Genomic DNA, 16,907 nt, shown 5'->3' on the forward strand with positions numbered 1-16,907 from the left:
AACTTTTGGGGTGCAGTTCATTTTTAATAAAGCTATTTAATACTTATGAATTATTGGTATTTTTATTCAATGTGTGTTATAATTAATTGATTATTACATATAGGAGACATAAATGGATTTTTCATTTTTACCAAAGTATTGGGCTTATTTTAACTATGGTGTCCTTGTTACTATCATGATTTCAGCATGTGTTGTCTTTTTTGGGACAATCATTGGTATCTTGGTTGCCTTAGTTAAGCGTACGAATATTAAAATTTTAAATTGGATTACTAGTTTTTATGTTTGGGTTTTCCGTGGAACACCGATGGTCGTTCAGATTATGATTGCCTTTGCTTGGATGCACTTTAGCAATGCTCCGATCGTAGGATTTGGTGTCTTGGACCTTGATTTTTCACGTTTGCTTCCAGGTATCATTATTATTTCACTAAATAGCGGAGCCTATATTTCTGAAATTGTCAGAGCAGGTATTGAAGCAGTGCCAAAAGGTCAGCTTGAAGCAGCTTATTCATTAGGGATTCGTCCTGTGAATGCTATGCGCTACGTCATTTTGCCACAAGCACTTAAAAATATTTTGCCAGCCCTTGGGAATGAATTTATTACAATTATCAAAGATAGCTCACTTCTTCAAACAATTGGTGTTATGGAATTGTGGAATGGTGCTCAATCAGTTGTAACAGCAACTTACCTACCAATCACACCATTGCTATTTGCAGCTTTCTATTACTTAATGGTTACTACAGTTTTGTCATTTTTACTTAAAAAACTTGAAACTCGTATGGGAAATGGAGGTAATAACTAATGTCAGAAACACTAATTTCAATTAAAGGCCTTCATAAGTATTTCGGGAAAAATGAAGTTCTAAAAGGTATTGACCTTGATATTAAAGCAGGAGAAGTGGTTGTTATTATTGGACCTTCTGGTTCAGGGAAATCAACATTCCTTCGTACAATGAACTTGCTTGAAACACCAACAAAAGGTGTGATTACTTTTGAAGGTGTCGATATTACTGATAAGAAAAATGATATTTTCAAAATGCGTGAAAAAATGGGAATGGTTTTCCAACAATTTAACCTTTTCCCTAATATGACAGTCCTTGAAAATATTACTCTATCACCGATTAAGACTAAAGGTGTTCCAAAAGCAGAGGCAGAAGCTAAGGCTTATGATTTGCTTGATAAAGTTGGTCTTCGTGATAAAGCCAATGCTTATCCAACAAGTCTTTCTGGTGGGCAACAACAACGTATTGCTATTGCACGTGGACTTGCTATGGATCCAGATGTTCTTCTCTTTGATGAACCAACATCAGCTCTTGATCCAGAAATGGTTGGAGAAGTTCTTGGTGTTATGCAAGATTTGGCAAAATCAGGTATGACAATGGCTATTGTAACGCACGAAATGGGATTTGCGCGCGAAGTCGCTGACCGTGTTATTTTCATGGACGGTGGTGTCATTGTTGAGCAAGGTTCACCAAAAGACGTTTTTGAAAATACTAAAGAAGCTCGTACAAAAGATTTCTTGAGTAAGGTATTGTAATATTAAAAAATCTCAGTTGATTTTGAATTCAACTGAGTTTTTTACATATAGTAGAAAAGTTAAATACGGTTAAAAATAATAAGCATATTAGTGAAAAATGAGTCCGTTTTATACATTAAGTACACTTAATTATTATAATTTAGTCATCTTTTTAAGGATGTTTAAAAAGAAAACGATAGTGAAAACGGCTAGATTATAACGATTCTAAAATTAAGCATGCTTTATTTAGAATGTTTATAATCAATGTATAAATAGAGAAAAAAATTAATTTTTATAGGTTTGTCTGCTCATTTTTATGATATAATGAATCGGACGGAAGGTTAAGTATTTTACCAAAAAACTTTGAGGAGGTCAAGAAATTTGATTTTGCAGAATGCTAAAGTTGGTATTCCTTATACTATTGTCAGTGTTGACTTGCCCGATGATAGTGCTAGACACTTGTCTGATTTGGGGTTAAAAGTCGGTGCTTCAGTTAAAGTTGTTTCGAAAACACCAACTAGCGCGATTGTTATGCTTAAATCAAGTCGTTTGGCTTTTGATCAATCAATTTTAAGCCAGATTGATGTCACAGAAGAAGAAGGTGCTCTTTTATCACTTCCTCTTTCAGAATTAAAAGTAGGTGACTACGCTTATGTTGATAGTATTTATGCTGTTAATGAAGCAAAACGCCGTCTCATGGATATGGGATTAGCGCGTCACACAAAAGTTTACCTACGAAAAGTTGCTCCGTTAGGAGACCCAATTGAAATTAGCTTACGCGGTTACGAATTGACACTTCGTAAGTCTGAAGCGCAAATGATTAGTGTCGTAAAAGTAGATAGCGAGGAGGAAAAATGACAGAGATAGCCTTAATCGGTAATCCGAATAGTGGTAAAACAAGTCTTTTTAACTTATTGACTGGTACAAGTCAACGTGTTGGTAACTGGCCAGGTGTTACGGTTGAACGTAAAAGTGGTACGGTAAAAAAACATGCTGACTGGAAAGTTCAGGATTTACCAGGTATTTATTCAATGTCACCTTATACGCCTGAAGAAAAAGTTGCGCGTGATTATTTATTGAGTAATGTCGCCGACAGCATTCTTAATGTTGTTGATGCGACAAACTTGGAACGTAACCTTTACTTGACAACTCAATTGATTGAAACTGGTATTCCAGTAACTGTTGCGCTTAATATGAGTGATGCGCTTAAAGCTCAAGGAAAAACAATCAATGTTGATAAATTGTCTTATCAATTAGGTGTTCCTGTTGTTTCAACAAGTGCTGTTAAAAATACTGGTGTTGATAAAGCTATCAAAAAAGTTGCTAACACAACAAAAGCTGATGTTGATTTGATTCACTACCCAACATATAGCGATCAATTTGAAGCAGCGATTAAACAAATCATTGACATCTTGGGTGATGTTGTCCCAGAACGTTCTGCACGTTTTTATGCTATTAAACTCTTTGAACGAGATGCCCTTGTTAAAGAAGAACTTGATTTGTCTGATTTCCAAAAAGGTGAAATTAACCAAGTCATTAAAATCACAGAAGAAATCTTCACAGAAGATTCAGAGTCAATTGTGATTAATGAGCGTTATGCCTTTATTGAAAAAGTTGCTAAAATAGCTCAAAATCAAACTAGCGACTTCAAGATGACAGTTTCTGATAAGATTGACCAAATTGTTACAAACCGTATCTTGGCTTTGCCAATTTTTGCAGTAGCTATGTTCTTGGTTTACTATCTTTCAATTCAAACTGTTGGTACAATGGGAACTGATTGGATCAATGATGTGCTCTTTGGTGAATTGGTGCCTGGTTGGGTTCAATCTGGACTTGATGCTCTTCATGTTTCTGGTTGGCTTGAATCTCTTATCATTGATGGTATCGTGGCTGGTGTTGGTACAGTTCTTGGATTTTTGCCACAAATCTTTGTTCTATTCATCTGTTTAGGAATTTTGGAAGATATTGGTTACATGAGTCGTATCGCTTTTGTCATGGACCGTGTCTTCAGACGTTTTGGTTTGTCAGGTAAATCATTCATTCCAATGTTGATTGCTACTGGATGTGGTGTGCCAGCGATTATGGCAAGTCGTACCATTGAAAATGAACGTGACCGTCGTATCACAATCATGACAGCGACATTTATGCCATGTTCTGCTAAATTAGCTATTATCGCCTTGATTGCAGGTGCTTTCTTCCCAGATAATCCATTTGTTGCGCCATCAACATACTTCATCGGCGTTATTACTATTATTCTTTCAGGTATTGCTCTTAAGAAAACAAAATTACTTGGAAGTTATGTTAGTCCGTTTATCATGGAATTACCAGCTTATCACATGCCAAAAATCGCAAGTGTTCTTCGCTACGCTTTTGGTAAAGCCCTTAGCTTTGTGAAACGTGCTGGTACAGTTATCTTTAGCTTGACAGTTATCATTTGGTTCATGTCAACTTACAATTTTGCTTTCCAATCAGTTGATACAGACAATTCAATCTTGGCTTCATTTGGTAAATTGATTTCTTGGATTTTTGCACCACTTGGATTTGGTAACTGGAAGGCGACTGTGGCTGCTGCAACAGGTCTTGCTGCCAAAGAAGCTGTTGTCGGAACATTTGGTATCTTGTATAACGATAGTACAACACGTGGCTTGTATCACGCATTGCAACTTGATTATTCAGCTCTTGCAGGATATTCATTCTTAATTTTTAACCTTCTTTGTGCACCATGTTTTGCAGCTATGGGAGCTATTAAACGTGAAATGGGTGATGCTAAGTGGACACTTGGTGCTATCGGATTCCAAACAGGTCTTGCTTACGTCGTTAGTCTGATTATTTATCAATTAGGTCTTGTTGTTTTATACGGTAAAGGTATCACTTTCTGGACAATCGTTGCAGTAGCGCTATTGATTGCAATTATTTACTTTATCGTTAGAAAACCAGCTCAAGAACCTGAAAAAGTGATTACTTTAGATAATCTAGTACAAGTTGGAGAATAAGCCTATGGCTACAATTATAATTGCATTGTTGATTGCAGTTGGTGTTGTTATGGGATTGCGCAGCTATATCAAGGGCAAAGGCTCTTGTGGCGACTGCAATTGCTCATGCCCAGTCAAAGACAATCAACGTAAATAACAGTTTTCCCTTGCTTATGTGAGCAAGGGATTTTTGTTTTTTAAATATTTTTTACAGAATATTCAGAAATTTACTTCAAAAATATTTTATTATGGAGTCGCTTTCTGATATAATAAAAGAAATATATTTTTTTGGAGAGTAATATGGCAAAACTTATAGATGGAAAAGCTTTAGCAGCTAAAATGCAAAATCAACTAGTTGAGAAGGTTGAAAAATTAAAAGCTGAAGCTGGTATTGTGCCTGGACTTGTGGTGATTTTAGTTGGTGATGACCCAGCAAGCCAAGTCTATGTAAGAAATAAAGAACGCTCTGCTAAGAAAGCTGGTTTCTTGAGTGAAACAGTTCGTTTGTCAGAGTCAACAAGTGAAGAAGAGTTGATTCAAGTCATTGAACAATATAATAACGATGATCGTTTTCATGGTATTTTGGTACAATTGCCATTGCCATCTCATATCAATGACAAACGTGTCATTTTAGCAATTGATCCTAAGAAAGACGTCGATGGTTTCCACCCAACTAACACAGGACACTTGTGGAATGGTCGCCCTATTATGGTGCCATGTACACCAGCTGGTATCATGGAGTTATTGGCTGAATATGATATTGAATTGGAAGGAAAAACTGCAGTTATCATTGGTCGTTCAAATATTGTCGGAAAACCAATGGCGCAATTGTTGCTTGATAAAAATGCTACAGTGACTTTGGCACACTCACGTACCCGTGATTTGGCGCGCGTGACAAAACAAGCAGATGTTTTGATTGTTGCAATCGGACAAGGTCACTTTGTAACCAAAGAATTCGTCAAAGAAGGCGCTGTGGTTATTGATGTCGGCATGAATCGTGATGAAAATGGCAAACTTATCGGAGATGTCAAGTTTGACGAAGTTGAACCATTAGCAAGTTATATCACACCGGTTCCTGGTGGTGTTGGTCCAATGACGATTACAATGCTTTTGGAACAAACTTATCAATCTGCACTTAGAAGCGTGAAAGCATGATTATCGACGATAGATTAGCCAGAAAAGTTGTGACAAAGCGCAAGGCAGATTCTCATAAAGGTACCTATGGACGTGTGCTTTTGATTGGAGGATTTTATCCTTATGGAGGAGCAATCATCATGTCAGCTCTAGCGACAGTAAAAAGCGGTGCTGGTTTGGTGACGGTGGCGACAGAGCGTGACAATATTCCTGCCCTTCATGCACATCTACCAGAAGCTATGGCGTTTGACTATGAGGATGAAGAATTACTGGCAGAAAATCTGGCTAAAGCAGATGTGGTTTTGATTGGCCCGGGTTTAGGGGGAAATAGCAAAGCTAAACATGTGTTTGATTTTATCCTTTCAGAAGCAGTTGAAAAGCAGATTTTGATTGTTGATGGCTCTGCTTTAAATTTACTTGCAAAAGCTATGCCGATTTCTATTAAGGCATGTCACCTTATTTTGACACCACATCAGAAAGAGTGGGAACGACTGTCTGGACTAGCAATCGCTGATCAAAGCCTAGAGAAAACTCAAACGGCGCTTGAAAAATTTTTAAACGGAACAATTTTAGTGGCTAAAAGTCATCACACAAAAATTTTACAAGGTAGCCAAGTTGCTGAACTAGCAGTTGGAGGTCCTTATCAAGCAACTGGTGGCATGGGAGATACTCTTTGTGGCATGATTGCAGGATTTGTCGCTCAGTTCAAGGATAATCTTTTTGATACGGTTGCTGTAGCCACTTATTTGCACTCAGCAATTGCAGAGAAACTTAGCCAAGAGGCTTATGTTGTTTTGCCAACGACCATTAGTGCAGAATTGCCAAAAGTCATGAAACAATTATCAGAATAATGTCGTAAGGTACACTTTTCTTCTGGAAAAGTGTACTTTTTTAGTTCAAAAAACACGTATAAAACAAAATATTTCAAAAATGTTACAAATATTACATATTGTGTTAACTTAACTAAAGAACTACTCTATAATATTTTCAGAATTGGCCGATTCTAAAAAACTAAAGTCAAATAAACGTTTAAAAAGAAACGTTTATCTGATAAAAATATTTAATCGTCTGGGAGATTTTTTACGAAAAAGGGATGTAAAACAACTGTAATATTACTATCTTCACTCTTTTTACTAGGAGCATGTTCAAAAACTGAAAAAGGAACATCAGCAAGTAGTAGTCATGCTAAGGTGATTCAAACAAGTGATAGTACTGCTGCAAAGAAAGTTGTAAAATCTAGCGCTTCAAGCTATCAAGAATCAGTAGTCTCATCATCCTCTGTTACAGAAATCGAGTCTACAGTAGGTGTAGTTGAAGTGGTAGAGACTACACAAACATTTCCTAGTCAAAGTCAGTCAAGTTCAAATGAAGATAGGCTTGATTTAGAACAAATTGCATATGGTGATTTTTCTAGCCTTTCAGGTACTTGGACAAACGATTTGGGAGAATCAATAACACTAACACAAGATGGGCAAGTAAGTCTTTCGCAAAGTCAGGCGCTGTATCAAATCACGACAAACATCGTTAAAGATGATGTTTATTTTGGAACTATTTATAATCCTGACTCGATGACTGATAGCGCAGCATTTATTGTAGTTCCAAAGGGAGTTGCTGATCCGTTTCTAGGCGAAGTTGGAACGAATGATAGACTTATTGTTGGACAATGTGGGTCTGCATCTGAGCATCCATTTTTCAAACATTAAATTGGAATTTTAAGGGAGAGAAATTTTGAAAAAAGTATATTAAATTTGGGAGACTGCTAAGTAAAATGACATTTCATGAAGTTCACTATAATATGGGTAAATTTCGTATATTAGTTATGGTGGCATAAGACGTTATGTATTGCTAGATTAAAAGGAGAAGGGGGCTTCTGCCAAGAGTTAAACTGGCAGAGGTAGGTTTTAGAAAAAGGGAAATGCGAAAGAAGTTTTCAAAAAAGTTCTTATCTTACTTTTGACTTTTGCTAACCTAGTGGTTGGCTATAGTCTTTGTCGACAATTAATGGTTATTCGTCAGGAATCTGATGTTAAGATTGATGTATATGCTTTTGGTAAAAATGTTAAAAAATCTTAGAAGAAAATTTATCCTGATTTGTCAGAGCTTGATCATTTGAGTATCTTGGTGTCTATTTCTCAACAAAAAATGATTGTATACTCAGGTGCTAAAGTGATTTTTAAAACCAAGGTTTAGACTGGCGCCAAAGAGACGCCAACACCGACAGGCAAATTTACTATTGAAGCAGAACGTGGTGAATTTTTGTATGATGATAGTTTGAATCGAGGTGCGTGTGATTGGGTATCTTTTAAAGATCATGGCGGTTATCGATTTGAAAGTCTTCCAACAGATTGGAAGGGGAAAATCTTAAAGGAAGAATCTAAAAAAATTGGGACGGCTTGTACAGATGGCAATGTCAGACTTTCAAAAGAAGATGCAAAATGGCTTTTTGAAAACATGCCAGAGGGAGTGATTGTGAGCATTCACTAGAACTGTCCACTGGACATAACTCGCTTTTAGATTTCTGTGCTCGTGAAAAAACTGTCCACTGGACATAACTCGCTTTTAGATTTCTGTGCTCGTGAAAAAACTGTCCACTGGACAGTTTTTTTCTGTTATAATAATAAGTGATATGCAAAATTTGTGTAAGGCAAGAAAAAACAAGGAAAGGGGCCTGTGATGTCAGATTATTTAAGTGTGTCAACCTTGACAAAATACCTTAAATTGAAGTTTGATCGCGATCCTTATTTGGAACGGGTTTATTTGACTGGTCAGGTTTCTAATTTTCGTCGTCGTCCGACGCATCAATATTTTTCTTTAAAAGATGAAAATGCGGTAATTCAGGCGACTATGTGGGCTGGAACGTTTAAAAAACTTGGTTTTGAGCTGGAAGAAGGTATGAAAATCAACGTTGTGGGCCGTGTCCAACTCTATGAGCCTAGTGGGTCATATTCAATTATTATTGAAAAAGCAGAGCCAGGCGGTATTGGGGCTTTAGCGGTTCAATTTGAACAGTTGAAGAAAAAACTAGCTGAGGCTGGGTATTTTGATGACCGTCATAAACGTCAATTGCCGCAATTTGTTAAGAAAATTGGTGTGGTAACGAGCCCAAGTGGGGCGGTTATTCGAGATATTATCACAACCGTATCGCGTCGTTTCCAAGGTGTCGAGATTCTACTTTTCCCAACTAAGGTTCAGGGTGAAGGTGCTAGTCAAGAAGTGGCAAATAATATTGCGAAGGCAAGTGAACGTGATGATTTAGACCTTCTGATTGTTGGTCGTGGTGGTGGTTCTATTGAAGACCTTTGGGCATTTAATGAAGAGATTGTTGTCCAAGCAATATTTGAATCACGTTTGCCAGTTATTTCTAGTGTCGGACACGAGACAGATACGACTTTAGCAGATTATGTTGCTGACCGCAGAGCTGCAACTCCTACAGCAGCGGCTGAACTTGCAACGCCTGTAACAAAAGCTGATATTATTTCTTGGATTTCTGAGCGTGAAAATCGTATGTATCAAGCGAGTCTTCGTCGCATTAAACAAAATCAAGAACGTCTTGACAAGCTGGCAAATTCAGTTATTTTTAGGCAGCCAGAACGTTTGTATGATGGTTACGTTCAGAAGTTAGATCGTTTGACGATGTCTTTGACAAATACGATGAAAAATCAGTTTAATCAAGCTAAGCAAAGTCATGCACTCTTGCATCAACGTTTGCTTGCGCTTGATTTTGAAAGTCAGATCAAGCACTATCAGGATAAATTGCAGAGTCTAGAGCGTTTGTTGCTTTCAAATATGACTAGTCAGTATGATAGTAAGTTAGCACGATTTGAAAAAGCACAAGATGCGTTACTTTCTCTTGATACGAGCCGAATTATTGCCAGAGGCTATGCTATGGTGCAAAAAAATGAAAAAGTCATCTCAAGCGTGAGTGATGTAAAAGTGGGAGACCAGTTAACGATTCAATTGAAAGATGGTCAACTTGAAGCGGAGGTAAAATATGCCAAATAAGAAAACATTTGAAGAAAATTTACAAGATTTAGAAGCGATTGTGACAAAACTTGAAAACGGAGATGTGGCTTTAGAGGATGCCATCTCTGAATTCCAAAAAGGAATGGTTTTGTCAAAAGAACTACAAAAAACATTGGATCAAGCAGAAAAAACACTTGTTAAAGTCATGCAAGATGATGGAGTAGAAACGGAATTAGATGCCTAATGGATAAAGTTAAAAAAATTGGTCAAGCCATTCATCGTTATTATGAACAAAAAGATATTGTGTCACCAGATTTAATTGAAGCTATTTTGTATTCGGTTGATGGAGGTGGTAAACGTGTTCGTCCTTTGATTTTCCTAGAATTGCTTGAAGGATTTGGAGTAGCACTGACAGATGCCCACTATGATGTGGCTGCTGCCCTTGAAATGATTCACACAGGAAGTTTGATTCACGATGATTTACCAGCTATGGATAATGATGACTATCGTCGTGGACGTTTGACAAACCACAAAAAATTTAATGAAGCGACGGCTATTCTAGCTGGAGATAGTCTCTTTTTAGACCCTTATGATTTGGTGGCAAATGCTGAGCTGTCAGCTGAAGTGAAAGTTGCTTTGATTGCTGAATTGGCGCATGCTTCAGGTACATATGGCATGGTCGGTGGCCAAATGCTTGATATGGAAGGTGAAGAGCGCAAGCTCAGCCTCTCAGAGTTACAATTGATTCACGCCAACAAAACAGGAAAATTACTGACTTTCCCTGTAGTTGCAGCTGGAATTGTTGCTGGACTAGCAGGCGAGGATATTAATAATTTACGTAAAGCAGGTAGTTTGATTGGACTTGCTTTCCAAGTGCGTGATGACATTTTAGATGTGACAGCAAGCTTTGAAGAAATCGGAAAAACACCGAAAAAAGACTTATTAGCTGATAAAGCAACCTATCCAAGCTTGCTTGGTTTAGAAAAATCTTATGATATTTTAAATGAGTCATTGAATGAAGCGTTAGCTATTTTCCAAAAACTCTCAGAGACTCAAGGATTACGGACAGAAAAAATTGCAGAAATGATAGAAAGGTTACGACTAAATGCCTAAGGAAAGAGTTGATGTACTTGCCTATAAACAAGGGCTTTTTGAAACACGCGAGCAGGCAAAGCGTGGTGTCATGGCAGGTTTGGTTGTTAATGTGATTAACGGCGAACGCTTTGATAAACCGGGTGAAAAGATTGATGATGGAACAGAATTAAAACTAAAAGGCGAAAAATTGAAGTATGTTAGCCGAGGAGGGCTAAAACTTGAAAAAGCCTTGCAAGTTTTTGAGATTTCTGTGGATGGTCAAACAACAATTGACATCGGCGCCTCAACGGGTGGTTTTACGGATGTTATGCTACAAAATGGTGCCAAATTGGTTTATGCTGTTGATGTTGGTACAAATCAATTGGTTTGGAAACTTCGCCAAGACGAACGTGTTCGCAGTATGGAACAATACAATTTCCGTTACGCTGAACTGGCTGATTTTACAGAAGGTCAACCAACTTTTGCTAGTATTGATGTGAGTTTTATTTCATTGAATCTCATTTTGCCAGCTCTTCACAATATTTTAGCTGAAAATGGTCAAGTCGTAGCTCTTATCAAACCACAATTTGAGGCTGGTCGTGACCAAATTGGTAAAAATGGAATTATTCGAGATAAAGCAGTTCATCAAAAAGTTTTGGAAACTGTGACAAGTTTTGCTGTCGATTACGGATTTACAGTTAAGGGGCTTGATTTTTCACCAATTCAAGGTGGACATGGTAACATTGAGTTTTTAGCACACTTGGAAAAATCAGCTAACGCTCAGAATTTGATAGCGACTCTTATCCCAGAAATTGTAGAAAAAGCGCATAAGGAATTTAAAGATGAAAAAGAGTGAACGTTTAGAATTAATTAAAAAGATTGTTGCTGAAAATGCTGTTGAAACTCAGCATGATTTGTTGAAATTACTCGAAGCTGAAGGTTTGATTTTGACTCAAGCTACCATTTCACGTGACATGAATGAAATTGGTATCATCAAAGTTCCATCAGTTGATGGTCCGTATATTTACGGTCTTTCAAAAGATAAAACTAAAAAAGTGGGACAAGTTTCTGTTCCTATAAAAAGCACTGTCCTTGCGATTTCAGAAGAAACAGCTGGACTTGAAAATATGATTAATCTTGATGTTATTCCAGGAAATAGTCGCTTGATTAAACGTTATTTGCTAGAAGATTTCAAAGATAGTCTTTTTAGTGTTATTGCTGATGATGATAGTTTGTTAGTGGTCGCAAAGACAGCTGAAGCTGCTAATGCCATTCGTCAAGAAGTTCGTAAATGGATGACAGACCACAAATAAGAAAGGTCGCTTATGCTTTTAGAAATTTCCATTAAAAATTTTGCTATTATTGAGGAAATCTCCCTAACTTTTGAAAATGGTATGACTGTTTTGACTGGTGAAACAGGTGCCGGAAAATCGATTATTATTGATGCTATGAACCTTATGTTAGGAGCGCGCGCTAGTCTCGATGTTATTCGACATGGTGCCAAAAAAGCTGAGATTGAAGGACTTTTTTCGGTCGGTGAAAATGCTGCGCTGACACACATTTTAGAAGAAAATGGTATTGATATTTCTGATGAATTGATTATTCGTCGTGAGATTTTGCAAAATGGTCGTTCTATTAGCCGTATCAATGGTCAAATGGTAAATCTGACAACCCTTCGTGCGGTTGGACAGTACTTGGTTGATATTCACGGTCAACATGACCAAGAAGAATTAATGAAGCCAAACATGCACATCCGTATGCTTGATGAATTTGGGGATGAACATTTTTCAGCTGTCAAAAAACACTATCGAGAAATTTTTGAAAGTTACCGCACATTGCGTAAGCGTGTTTTGACTAAGCAAAAAAATGAACAAGAGCATAAAGCACGTATTGAAATGCTTGAATTTCAAATTGCTGAAATTGAGGCAGCGGCTCTAAAATCAGGCGAAGACCAAGCACTCAATCAAAAACGTGATAAGTTACTTAATCACAAACATATTGCTGACACTTTAACAAATGCTTACGTTATGCTTGATGATGAAGAGTTTTCTAGTCTGTCAAATATTCGCTCAGCTATGAATGATTTGATGAGTCTCGAAGAATTTGATCAAGATTATAAAGAAATGTCTGCAAATGTTTCGGAAGCTTATTACATTTTAGAGGAAGTTACTAAACATTTGGGTGATGTTATTGATGATCTTGATTTTGATGCGGGTAGTCTTCAACAAATTGAAGCTCGTTTAGAAGTGATTTACAGCATCACTCGTAAATATGGTGGCAGTGTCGATGATGTATTAGACTACTATGAAAACATTACTAAAGAATATAATCTTTTAACTGGTAGTGATGAGTCATCTGACGATATAGAAAAAGAGCTTAAACATCTGGAAAAAGAATTAATTTTAGCTGCAGATGAGCTTGCTCAAGAACGTCACAAACTTGCCAAAGATTTAGAAGCAGAAATCAAGCAAGAATTAGCTGATTTGTATATGGAAAAAGCAGACTTTCAAGTTCAATTCGCCAAAGGAAAATTCAATCGAGACGGAAATGAAACAGTTGAATTTTACATTTCGACAAACCCTGGTGAAGGCTTTAAACCACTTGTTAAAGTAGCATCTGGTGGTGAAATTTCACGTCTTATGCTTGCCATTAAATCAGCCTTTTCACGCAAGGAAGATAAGACAAGTATCGTCTTTGACGAGGTTGATACAGGGGTTTCTGGTCGTGTAGCGCAAGCTATTGCCCAAAAAATCTACAAAATTGGAAGTCACGGACAAGTTCTTGCAATTTCACACTTGCCCCAAGTCATTGCAATCGCTGATTACCAATTCTTTATTGAAAAACGCAGTGATGAAAATACAACCGTATCAACAGTCCGTCTGTTGACTGAAGAAGAACGTGTCGAAGAAATTGCTAAAATGCTTGCAGGTAGTGATATTACTGAGATGGCGCGTGAACAAGCGCGTGAACTTTTGAAAAAATAAGAAGAGGCCAAAGAGGCTTCTTCTTGCTTGTTTAAGAAAATATCCCCGAACTGCTAAAAATTTGGTATAATGAATGTTAGAATGAAATTTGAAATAAAGTTTTGAAAGTATGATAGGATAAAAAATGAGTAAAATTAAAATTGTTACAGATTCATCTTTAACGATTGAACCAGAATTAGTTGAAAAATATGATATCACAGTAGTGCCATTGTCAGTTATGATTGACGGTGTTGTTTATTCTGATAACGACATGAAAGAAGAAGGTAAATTCCTTAATTTGATGCGTAATAGCAAGGAATTACCAAAAACAAGTCAACCGCCTGTAGGTGTTTTTGCAGAAGTTTATGAAAACTTGATGAAAGATGGTGCTGAGCATATTGTTTCTATCCATATTACTCACACTCTTTCAGGAACAGTTGAAGCAGCTCGCCAAGGAGCAAATCTTGCTGGTGCTGATGTGACTGTCATTGATTCAACATTCACTGACCAATGTCAAAAATTCCAAGTTGTCCAAGCTGCGAAATTAGCACAAGAAGGTGCAAGTCTTGAGGAAGTTATCGCTAAAGTTGAAGAAGTTCGCCAAAAATCTGAACTTTTTATCGGTGTGTCTACACTTGAAAATCTTGTTAAGGGCGGACGTATTGGACGTGTAACAGGTCTTCTTAGCTCATTACTTAATATTCGAGTAGTGATGGAAATGATTGATTGTGAGCTTAACACAGTTATCAAAGGGCGCGGTGTTAAGACATTTAACAAGTGGCTTGATAGCTTTATCGAACACGCTCAAGCTTCAGGTAAAAAAGTTGCTGAAATTGGTATTTCATACTGTGGAACTGCCGATATGGCAAATGGCTTTAAAGAAAAATTGGAAGTTTTGGGTGCTCCTATTGCTGTTTTAGAGACAGGTTCAATCATCCAAACGCATACTGGAGAAGACGCTTTTGCGGTTATGGTACGCTATGAGTAATAAAAAGAATTTTTTAATTGGGTTTGCTTTCTTTTTAGCAAGCCTTCTTCTGTTTATCGTCGTTTTGAATCTCTTGATTCCAAAATCAGATCAAGAATTAACAAAAAAGGATTTTCTAGCTCAAGAAGCTAAGCATTTCAATTATGTAGCTGTTGGGGATTCTTTGACAGAAGGTGTTGGAGATACAACCAATCAAGGTGGTTTTGTTCCTCTTTTGTCCCAAGCTATGACAGATACCTATAATTACCAAGTAACCTATAGTAATTATGGAATTTCTGGCAATACTAGCCAGCAAATCTTGTCACGCATGATAAAGCAAGAAGCTATTCAAAAATCTCTTGCTAAAGCTGATATGATGACGCTTACTGTCGGTGGTAACGATGTTATGGCGGTGATTCGAAAACATTTAACAAAACTATCTGTTTCAACTTTTAAAAAGCCAGCAACGGCTTATCAGAAACGCCTACGTCAGATTATTGAATTAGCTCGCTCAGAAAATGAAGATTTGCCAATTTATGTCTTGGGAATTTATAACCCTTTCTACTTGAACTTTCCAGAAATGACTGAAATGCAGGAAATCATTGACAATTGGAATGGATCGACTGAAAGTGTCACAGATGAGTATGACAATGTTTACTTCGTGCCAATTAATGATCAACTTTACAAAGGAATTGATGGCGAAGAAGGAATAGTGTCAACGTCTGGTGGCCAAACGACAGTCATCAACGATGTTTTATTCAGTGGAGACCATTTTCACCCAAATAATATTGGCTATCAAATTATGTCAGATGTAACAATGGAGAAAATTAATGAAACTAAACAAGAATGGAACAAAGACTAATTGGTGGAAGTGGGGATTCCTTCTCATTTTAGCCATTAATGTTGCTTTTGTAGGAGTGATTGCCAGTCGCCTGATTCAAGTCAGAGAGCCTGCAGCTCAAAGTATAAGCTCTAAAAAGGCTGATAATGTCAAAGTTGGTACTATTTCAACCACACGTGAGCAATTAAATGATACGGTGGCATCATACTTGAAGGAGTACCAGACTAAAAAAACGTCTTACAGTGTTTATGCGACATCTTCAGCGATTATGTTTGAAGGAACGTATACATTTTTAGGGTATGAAGTGCCCTTGTACATTTATTTTCAACCAAGTCGCTTGGAATCAGGTGCTATTCAGTTGAAGATTACGTCGTTTTCAGTTGGAACACTTACATTACCAGAATCTGAAGTTTTGAAGTATCTAAAATCAAGTATCAATCTACCAGATTTTGTGGAAGTTTTGCCAAAAGAGTCTGTCATTAACATCAATATTCAGGACATAAAAAATGATGCGGATATCTTTTTGAAAGCGACAACAATTGACCTTGTCGGCGACCAATTTAACTTTGATATTTACAAGAAAAACAGCTAAAAAAACGTTTAATACTTGACCAGAATAGTATTTTTGGGTATCATAGAATTTGTTAAGGTGTTAACGCTTAGAAATTAATTGGAGGATTTGTTAAATGGCTAACAAACAAGATTTAATCGCTAAAGTTGCAGAAGCAACTGAGCTTACTAAAAAAGATTCAGCAGTAGCTGTAGATGCAGTATTCTCAGCAATCGAAAGCTTCCTTTCTGAAGGCGAAAAAGTTCAATTAATCGGTTTTGGTAACTTTGAAGTTCGCGAACGCGCAGCTCGTAAAGGTCGTAACCCACAAACTGGTGAAGAAATTGAAATTGCAGCTTCAAAAGTACCTGCATTCAAAGCTGGTAAAGCACTTAAAGACGCTGTAAAATAATTAAATAAAGAACCTTGTCTATTGACTTCTGTTGATGTGACAGGGTTCTTTTTACCATATAAGACAAATTTCGAGTACTGACAAAAGTGTTTTGATGATTTATGTTATAATCAATTTACTGATGAAAAATAGAAAGAATTATAATTATGGATAAATCACTTTTGCTTGTTGTTATTTTTTTAGGAGCCTTTTCTTTGTTCAAAGCCGCCATGTTAATTATGGTTGGTATGGCAATGAAACCAAAAGTTGATGAAGATGGCAACATTGTGAAACCAGTGGAGGAAGAAGGCGAAGAGAAACAACTTTCAATTAACGAGGATGACAGAGATTTTTGGGGTAATTGGTGATGAAAAAAACGTCCACTGGACGTTTTTTGGCTCTATAATTTCTATAGTGGGTAACTCCACTGTGGAGATTATAGAGCTTTTGAGTGTACACAAAAAGTCCCATATGACTTATAATGAAAAGCGACCAAACAACTCATTAGAAAGGCTCATATGGAACTACTTAAGATTACCA

General features: G+C 37.0%; 20 protein-coding genes. All 20 read left to right on the plus strand.

Annotated elements, in window-relative coordinates; genetic code table 11:
• Positions 1-112 precede the first annotated feature (112 nt).
• The 20 genes from HMPREF0819_RS00315 to HMPREF0819_RS00405 all read left to right on the plus strand — a co-directional run bounded on the left by HMPREF0819_RS00315 (position 113) and on the right by HMPREF0819_RS00405 (position 16,735).
• On the plus strand, positions 113-799 hold the full coding sequence (locus HMPREF0819_RS00315) for an amino acid ABC transporter permease (RefSeq protein WP_004230764.1): 687 nt from the start codon (positions 113-115) through the stop codon (positions 797-799).
• A complete protein-coding gene (locus HMPREF0819_RS00320; protein ID WP_004230766.1) occupies positions 799-1,533 on the plus strand; it encodes an amino acid ABC transporter ATP-binding protein in 735 nt (244 codons plus the stop codon). The genes HMPREF0819_RS00315 and HMPREF0819_RS00320 overlap by 1 nt, the downstream gene beginning before the upstream one ends.
• Before the next feature lie 360 nt (positions 1,534-1,893).
• The gene (locus tag HMPREF0819_RS00325; protein WP_004230768.1) at positions 1,894-2,370 is read left to right on the plus strand and encodes a FeoA family protein; all 477 of its coding nucleotides are present in this window, start codon (positions 1,894-1,896) and stop codon (positions 2,368-2,370) included.
• Complete coding sequence (gene feoB, locus HMPREF0819_RS00330; RefSeq protein ID WP_004230770.1) at positions 2,367-4,505, plus strand: ferrous iron transport protein B; 2,139 nt, start codon at positions 2,367-2,369, stop codon at positions 4,503-4,505. Before HMPREF0819_RS00325 ends, feoB begins: the two co-directional genes overlap by 4 nt.
• Positions 4,506-4,509: 4 nt before the next feature.
• Positions 4,510-4,641 (plus strand): FeoB-associated Cys-rich membrane protein, encoded by a 132-nt coding sequence (locus HMPREF0819_RS08565; RefSeq protein ID WP_004230772.1) that lies wholly within the window; start codon positions 4,510-4,512, stop codon positions 4,639-4,641.
• Between the two features lie 143 nt (positions 4,642-4,784).
• Positions 4,785-5,639, plus strand: coding sequence for a bifunctional methylenetetrahydrofolate dehydrogenase/methenyltetrahydrofolate cyclohydrolase (locus HMPREF0819_RS00335; protein ID WP_004230774.1), 855 nt, complete (start codon positions 4,785-4,787; stop codon positions 5,637-5,639).
• Positions 5,636-6,469, plus strand: a complete 834-nt coding sequence (locus HMPREF0819_RS00340) for an NAD(P)H-hydrate dehydratase (protein WP_004230776.1) — start codon at positions 5,636-5,638, stop codon at positions 6,467-6,469. Before HMPREF0819_RS00335 ends, HMPREF0819_RS00340 begins: the two co-directional genes overlap by 4 nt.
• Before the next feature lie 339 nt (positions 6,470-6,808).
• On the plus strand, positions 6,809-7,321 hold the full coding sequence (locus HMPREF0819_RS00345; RefSeq protein ID WP_004230777.1) for a DUF6287 domain-containing protein: 513 nt from the start codon (positions 6,809-6,811) through the stop codon (positions 7,319-7,321).
• A 529-nt stretch (positions 7,322-7,850) separates the two neighbouring features.
• On the plus strand, positions 7,851-8,102 hold the full coding sequence (locus HMPREF0819_RS09145; RefSeq protein ID WP_419579849.1) for a L,D-transpeptidase family protein: 252 nt from the start codon (positions 7,851-7,853) through the stop codon (positions 8,100-8,102).
• Between the two features lie 189 nt (positions 8,103-8,291).
• A complete protein-coding gene (gene xseA, locus HMPREF0819_RS00355; RefSeq protein WP_004230788.1) occupies positions 8,292-9,620 on the plus strand; it encodes an exodeoxyribonuclease VII large subunit in 1,329 nt (442 codons plus the stop codon).
• Positions 9,610-9,825 (plus strand): exodeoxyribonuclease VII small subunit, encoded by a 216-nt coding sequence (locus tag HMPREF0819_RS00360; protein WP_004230790.1) that lies wholly within the window; start codon positions 9,610-9,612, stop codon positions 9,823-9,825. Before xseA ends, HMPREF0819_RS00360 begins: the two co-directional genes overlap by 11 nt.
• On the plus strand, positions 9,825-10,694 hold the full coding sequence (locus tag HMPREF0819_RS00365) for a polyprenyl synthetase family protein (RefSeq protein ID WP_004230797.1): 870 nt from the start codon (positions 9,825-9,827) through the stop codon (positions 10,692-10,694). The genes HMPREF0819_RS00360 and HMPREF0819_RS00365 overlap by 1 nt, the downstream gene beginning before the upstream one ends.
• On the plus strand, positions 10,687-11,511 hold the full coding sequence (locus HMPREF0819_RS00370) for a TlyA family RNA methyltransferase (RefSeq protein ID WP_004230800.1): 825 nt from the start codon (positions 10,687-10,689) through the stop codon (positions 11,509-11,511). The genes HMPREF0819_RS00365 and HMPREF0819_RS00370 overlap by 8 nt, the downstream gene beginning before the upstream one ends.
• Positions 11,498-11,968, plus strand: coding sequence for an arginine repressor (locus tag HMPREF0819_RS00375; protein WP_004230804.1), 471 nt, complete (start codon positions 11,498-11,500; stop codon positions 11,966-11,968). Before HMPREF0819_RS00370 ends, HMPREF0819_RS00375 begins: the two co-directional genes overlap by 14 nt.
• 12 nt (positions 11,969-11,980) lie before the next feature.
• Positions 11,981-13,639 carry a DNA repair protein RecN gene (recN, locus tag HMPREF0819_RS00380; RefSeq protein ID WP_004230805.1) on the plus strand — a complete coding sequence of 553 codons (1,659 nt, stop codon included), beginning with the start codon at positions 11,981-11,983 and terminating at the stop codon, positions 13,637-13,639.
• 124 nt (positions 13,640-13,763) lie between these two features.
• Complete coding sequence (locus HMPREF0819_RS00385) at positions 13,764-14,606, plus strand: DegV family protein (protein WP_004230806.1); 843 nt, start codon at positions 13,764-13,766, stop codon at positions 14,604-14,606.
• Positions 14,599-15,447, plus strand: a complete 849-nt coding sequence (locus HMPREF0819_RS00390) for an SGNH/GDSL hydrolase family protein (protein WP_044023233.1) — start codon at positions 14,599-14,601, stop codon at positions 15,445-15,447. Before HMPREF0819_RS00385 ends, HMPREF0819_RS00390 begins: the two co-directional genes overlap by 8 nt.
• Complete coding sequence (locus tag HMPREF0819_RS00395; protein ID WP_004230808.1) at positions 15,416-16,018, plus strand: YpmS family protein; 603 nt, start codon at positions 15,416-15,418, stop codon at positions 16,016-16,018. The genes HMPREF0819_RS00390 and HMPREF0819_RS00395 overlap by 32 nt, the downstream gene beginning before the upstream one ends.
• A gap of 94 nt (positions 16,019-16,112) precedes the next feature.
• On the plus strand, positions 16,113-16,388 hold the full coding sequence (locus HMPREF0819_RS00400) for an HU family DNA-binding protein (protein ID WP_003063767.1): 276 nt from the start codon (positions 16,113-16,115) through the stop codon (positions 16,386-16,388).
• 146 nt (positions 16,389-16,534) lie between these two features.
• A complete protein-coding gene (locus HMPREF0819_RS00405; protein WP_004230820.1) occupies positions 16,535-16,735 on the plus strand; it encodes a hypothetical protein in 201 nt (66 codons plus the stop codon).
• Positions 16,736-16,907 lie beyond the last annotated feature (172 nt).

Source organism: Streptococcus equinus ATCC 9812, assembly GCF_000187265.1.
Taxonomy (GTDB): domain Bacteria; phylum Bacillota; class Bacilli; order Lactobacillales; family Streptococcaceae; genus Streptococcus; species Streptococcus equinus.

Excerpts from the sequence above, each read along its gene's own strand:
- HMPREF0819_RS00315 (WP_004230764.1), top strand. The coding sequence starts at position 113 with ATGGATTTTTCATTTTTACCAAAGTATTGGGCTTATTTTAACTATGGT.
- HMPREF0819_RS00320 (WP_004230766.1), top strand. The coding sequence starts at position 799 with ATGTCAGAAACACTAATTTCAATTAAAGGCCTTCATAAGTATTTCGGG.
- feoB (WP_004230770.1), top strand. The coding sequence starts at position 2,367 with ATGACAGAGATAGCCTTAATCGGTAATCCGAATAGTGGTAAAACAAGT.
- HMPREF0819_RS08565 (WP_004230772.1), top strand. The coding sequence starts at position 4,510 with ATGGCTACAATTATAATTGCATTGTTGATTGCAGTTGGTGTTGTTATG.
- HMPREF0819_RS00335 (WP_004230774.1), top strand. The coding sequence starts at position 4,785 with ATGGCAAAACTTATAGATGGAAAAGCTTTAGCAGCTAAAATGCAAAAT.
- HMPREF0819_RS00340 (WP_004230776.1), top strand. The coding sequence starts at position 5,636 with ATGATTATCGACGATAGATTAGCCAGAAAAGTTGTGACAAAGCGCAAG.
- xseA (WP_004230788.1), top strand. The coding sequence starts at position 8,292 with ATGTCAGATTATTTAAGTGTGTCAACCTTGACAAAATACCTTAAATTG.
- HMPREF0819_RS00360 (WP_004230790.1), top strand. The coding sequence starts at position 9,610 with ATGCCAAATAAGAAAACATTTGAAGAAAATTTACAAGATTTAGAAGCG.
- HMPREF0819_RS00365 (WP_004230797.1), top strand. The coding sequence starts at position 9,825 with ATGGATAAAGTTAAAAAAATTGGTCAAGCCATTCATCGTTATTATGAA.
- HMPREF0819_RS00370 (WP_004230800.1), top strand. The coding sequence starts at position 10,687 with ATGCCTAAGGAAAGAGTTGATGTACTTGCCTATAAACAAGGGCTTTTT.
- HMPREF0819_RS00375 (WP_004230804.1), top strand. The coding sequence starts at position 11,498 with ATGAAAAAGAGTGAACGTTTAGAATTAATTAAAAAGATTGTTGCTGAA.
- recN (WP_004230805.1), top strand. The coding sequence starts at position 11,981 with ATGCTTTTAGAAATTTCCATTAAAAATTTTGCTATTATTGAGGAAATC.
- HMPREF0819_RS00385 (WP_004230806.1), top strand. The coding sequence starts at position 13,764 with ATGAGTAAAATTAAAATTGTTACAGATTCATCTTTAACGATTGAACCA.
- HMPREF0819_RS00390 (WP_044023233.1), top strand. The coding sequence starts at position 14,599 with ATGAGTAATAAAAAGAATTTTTTAATTGGGTTTGCTTTCTTTTTAGCA.
- HMPREF0819_RS00395 (WP_004230808.1), top strand. The coding sequence starts at position 15,416 with ATGAAACTAAACAAGAATGGAACAAAGACTAATTGGTGGAAGTGGGGA.
- HMPREF0819_RS00400 (WP_003063767.1), top strand. The coding sequence starts at position 16,113 with ATGGCTAACAAACAAGATTTAATCGCTAAAGTTGCAGAAGCAACTGAG.
- HMPREF0819_RS00405 (WP_004230820.1), top strand. The coding sequence starts at position 16,535 with ATGGATAAATCACTTTTGCTTGTTGTTATTTTTTTAGGAGCCTTTTCT.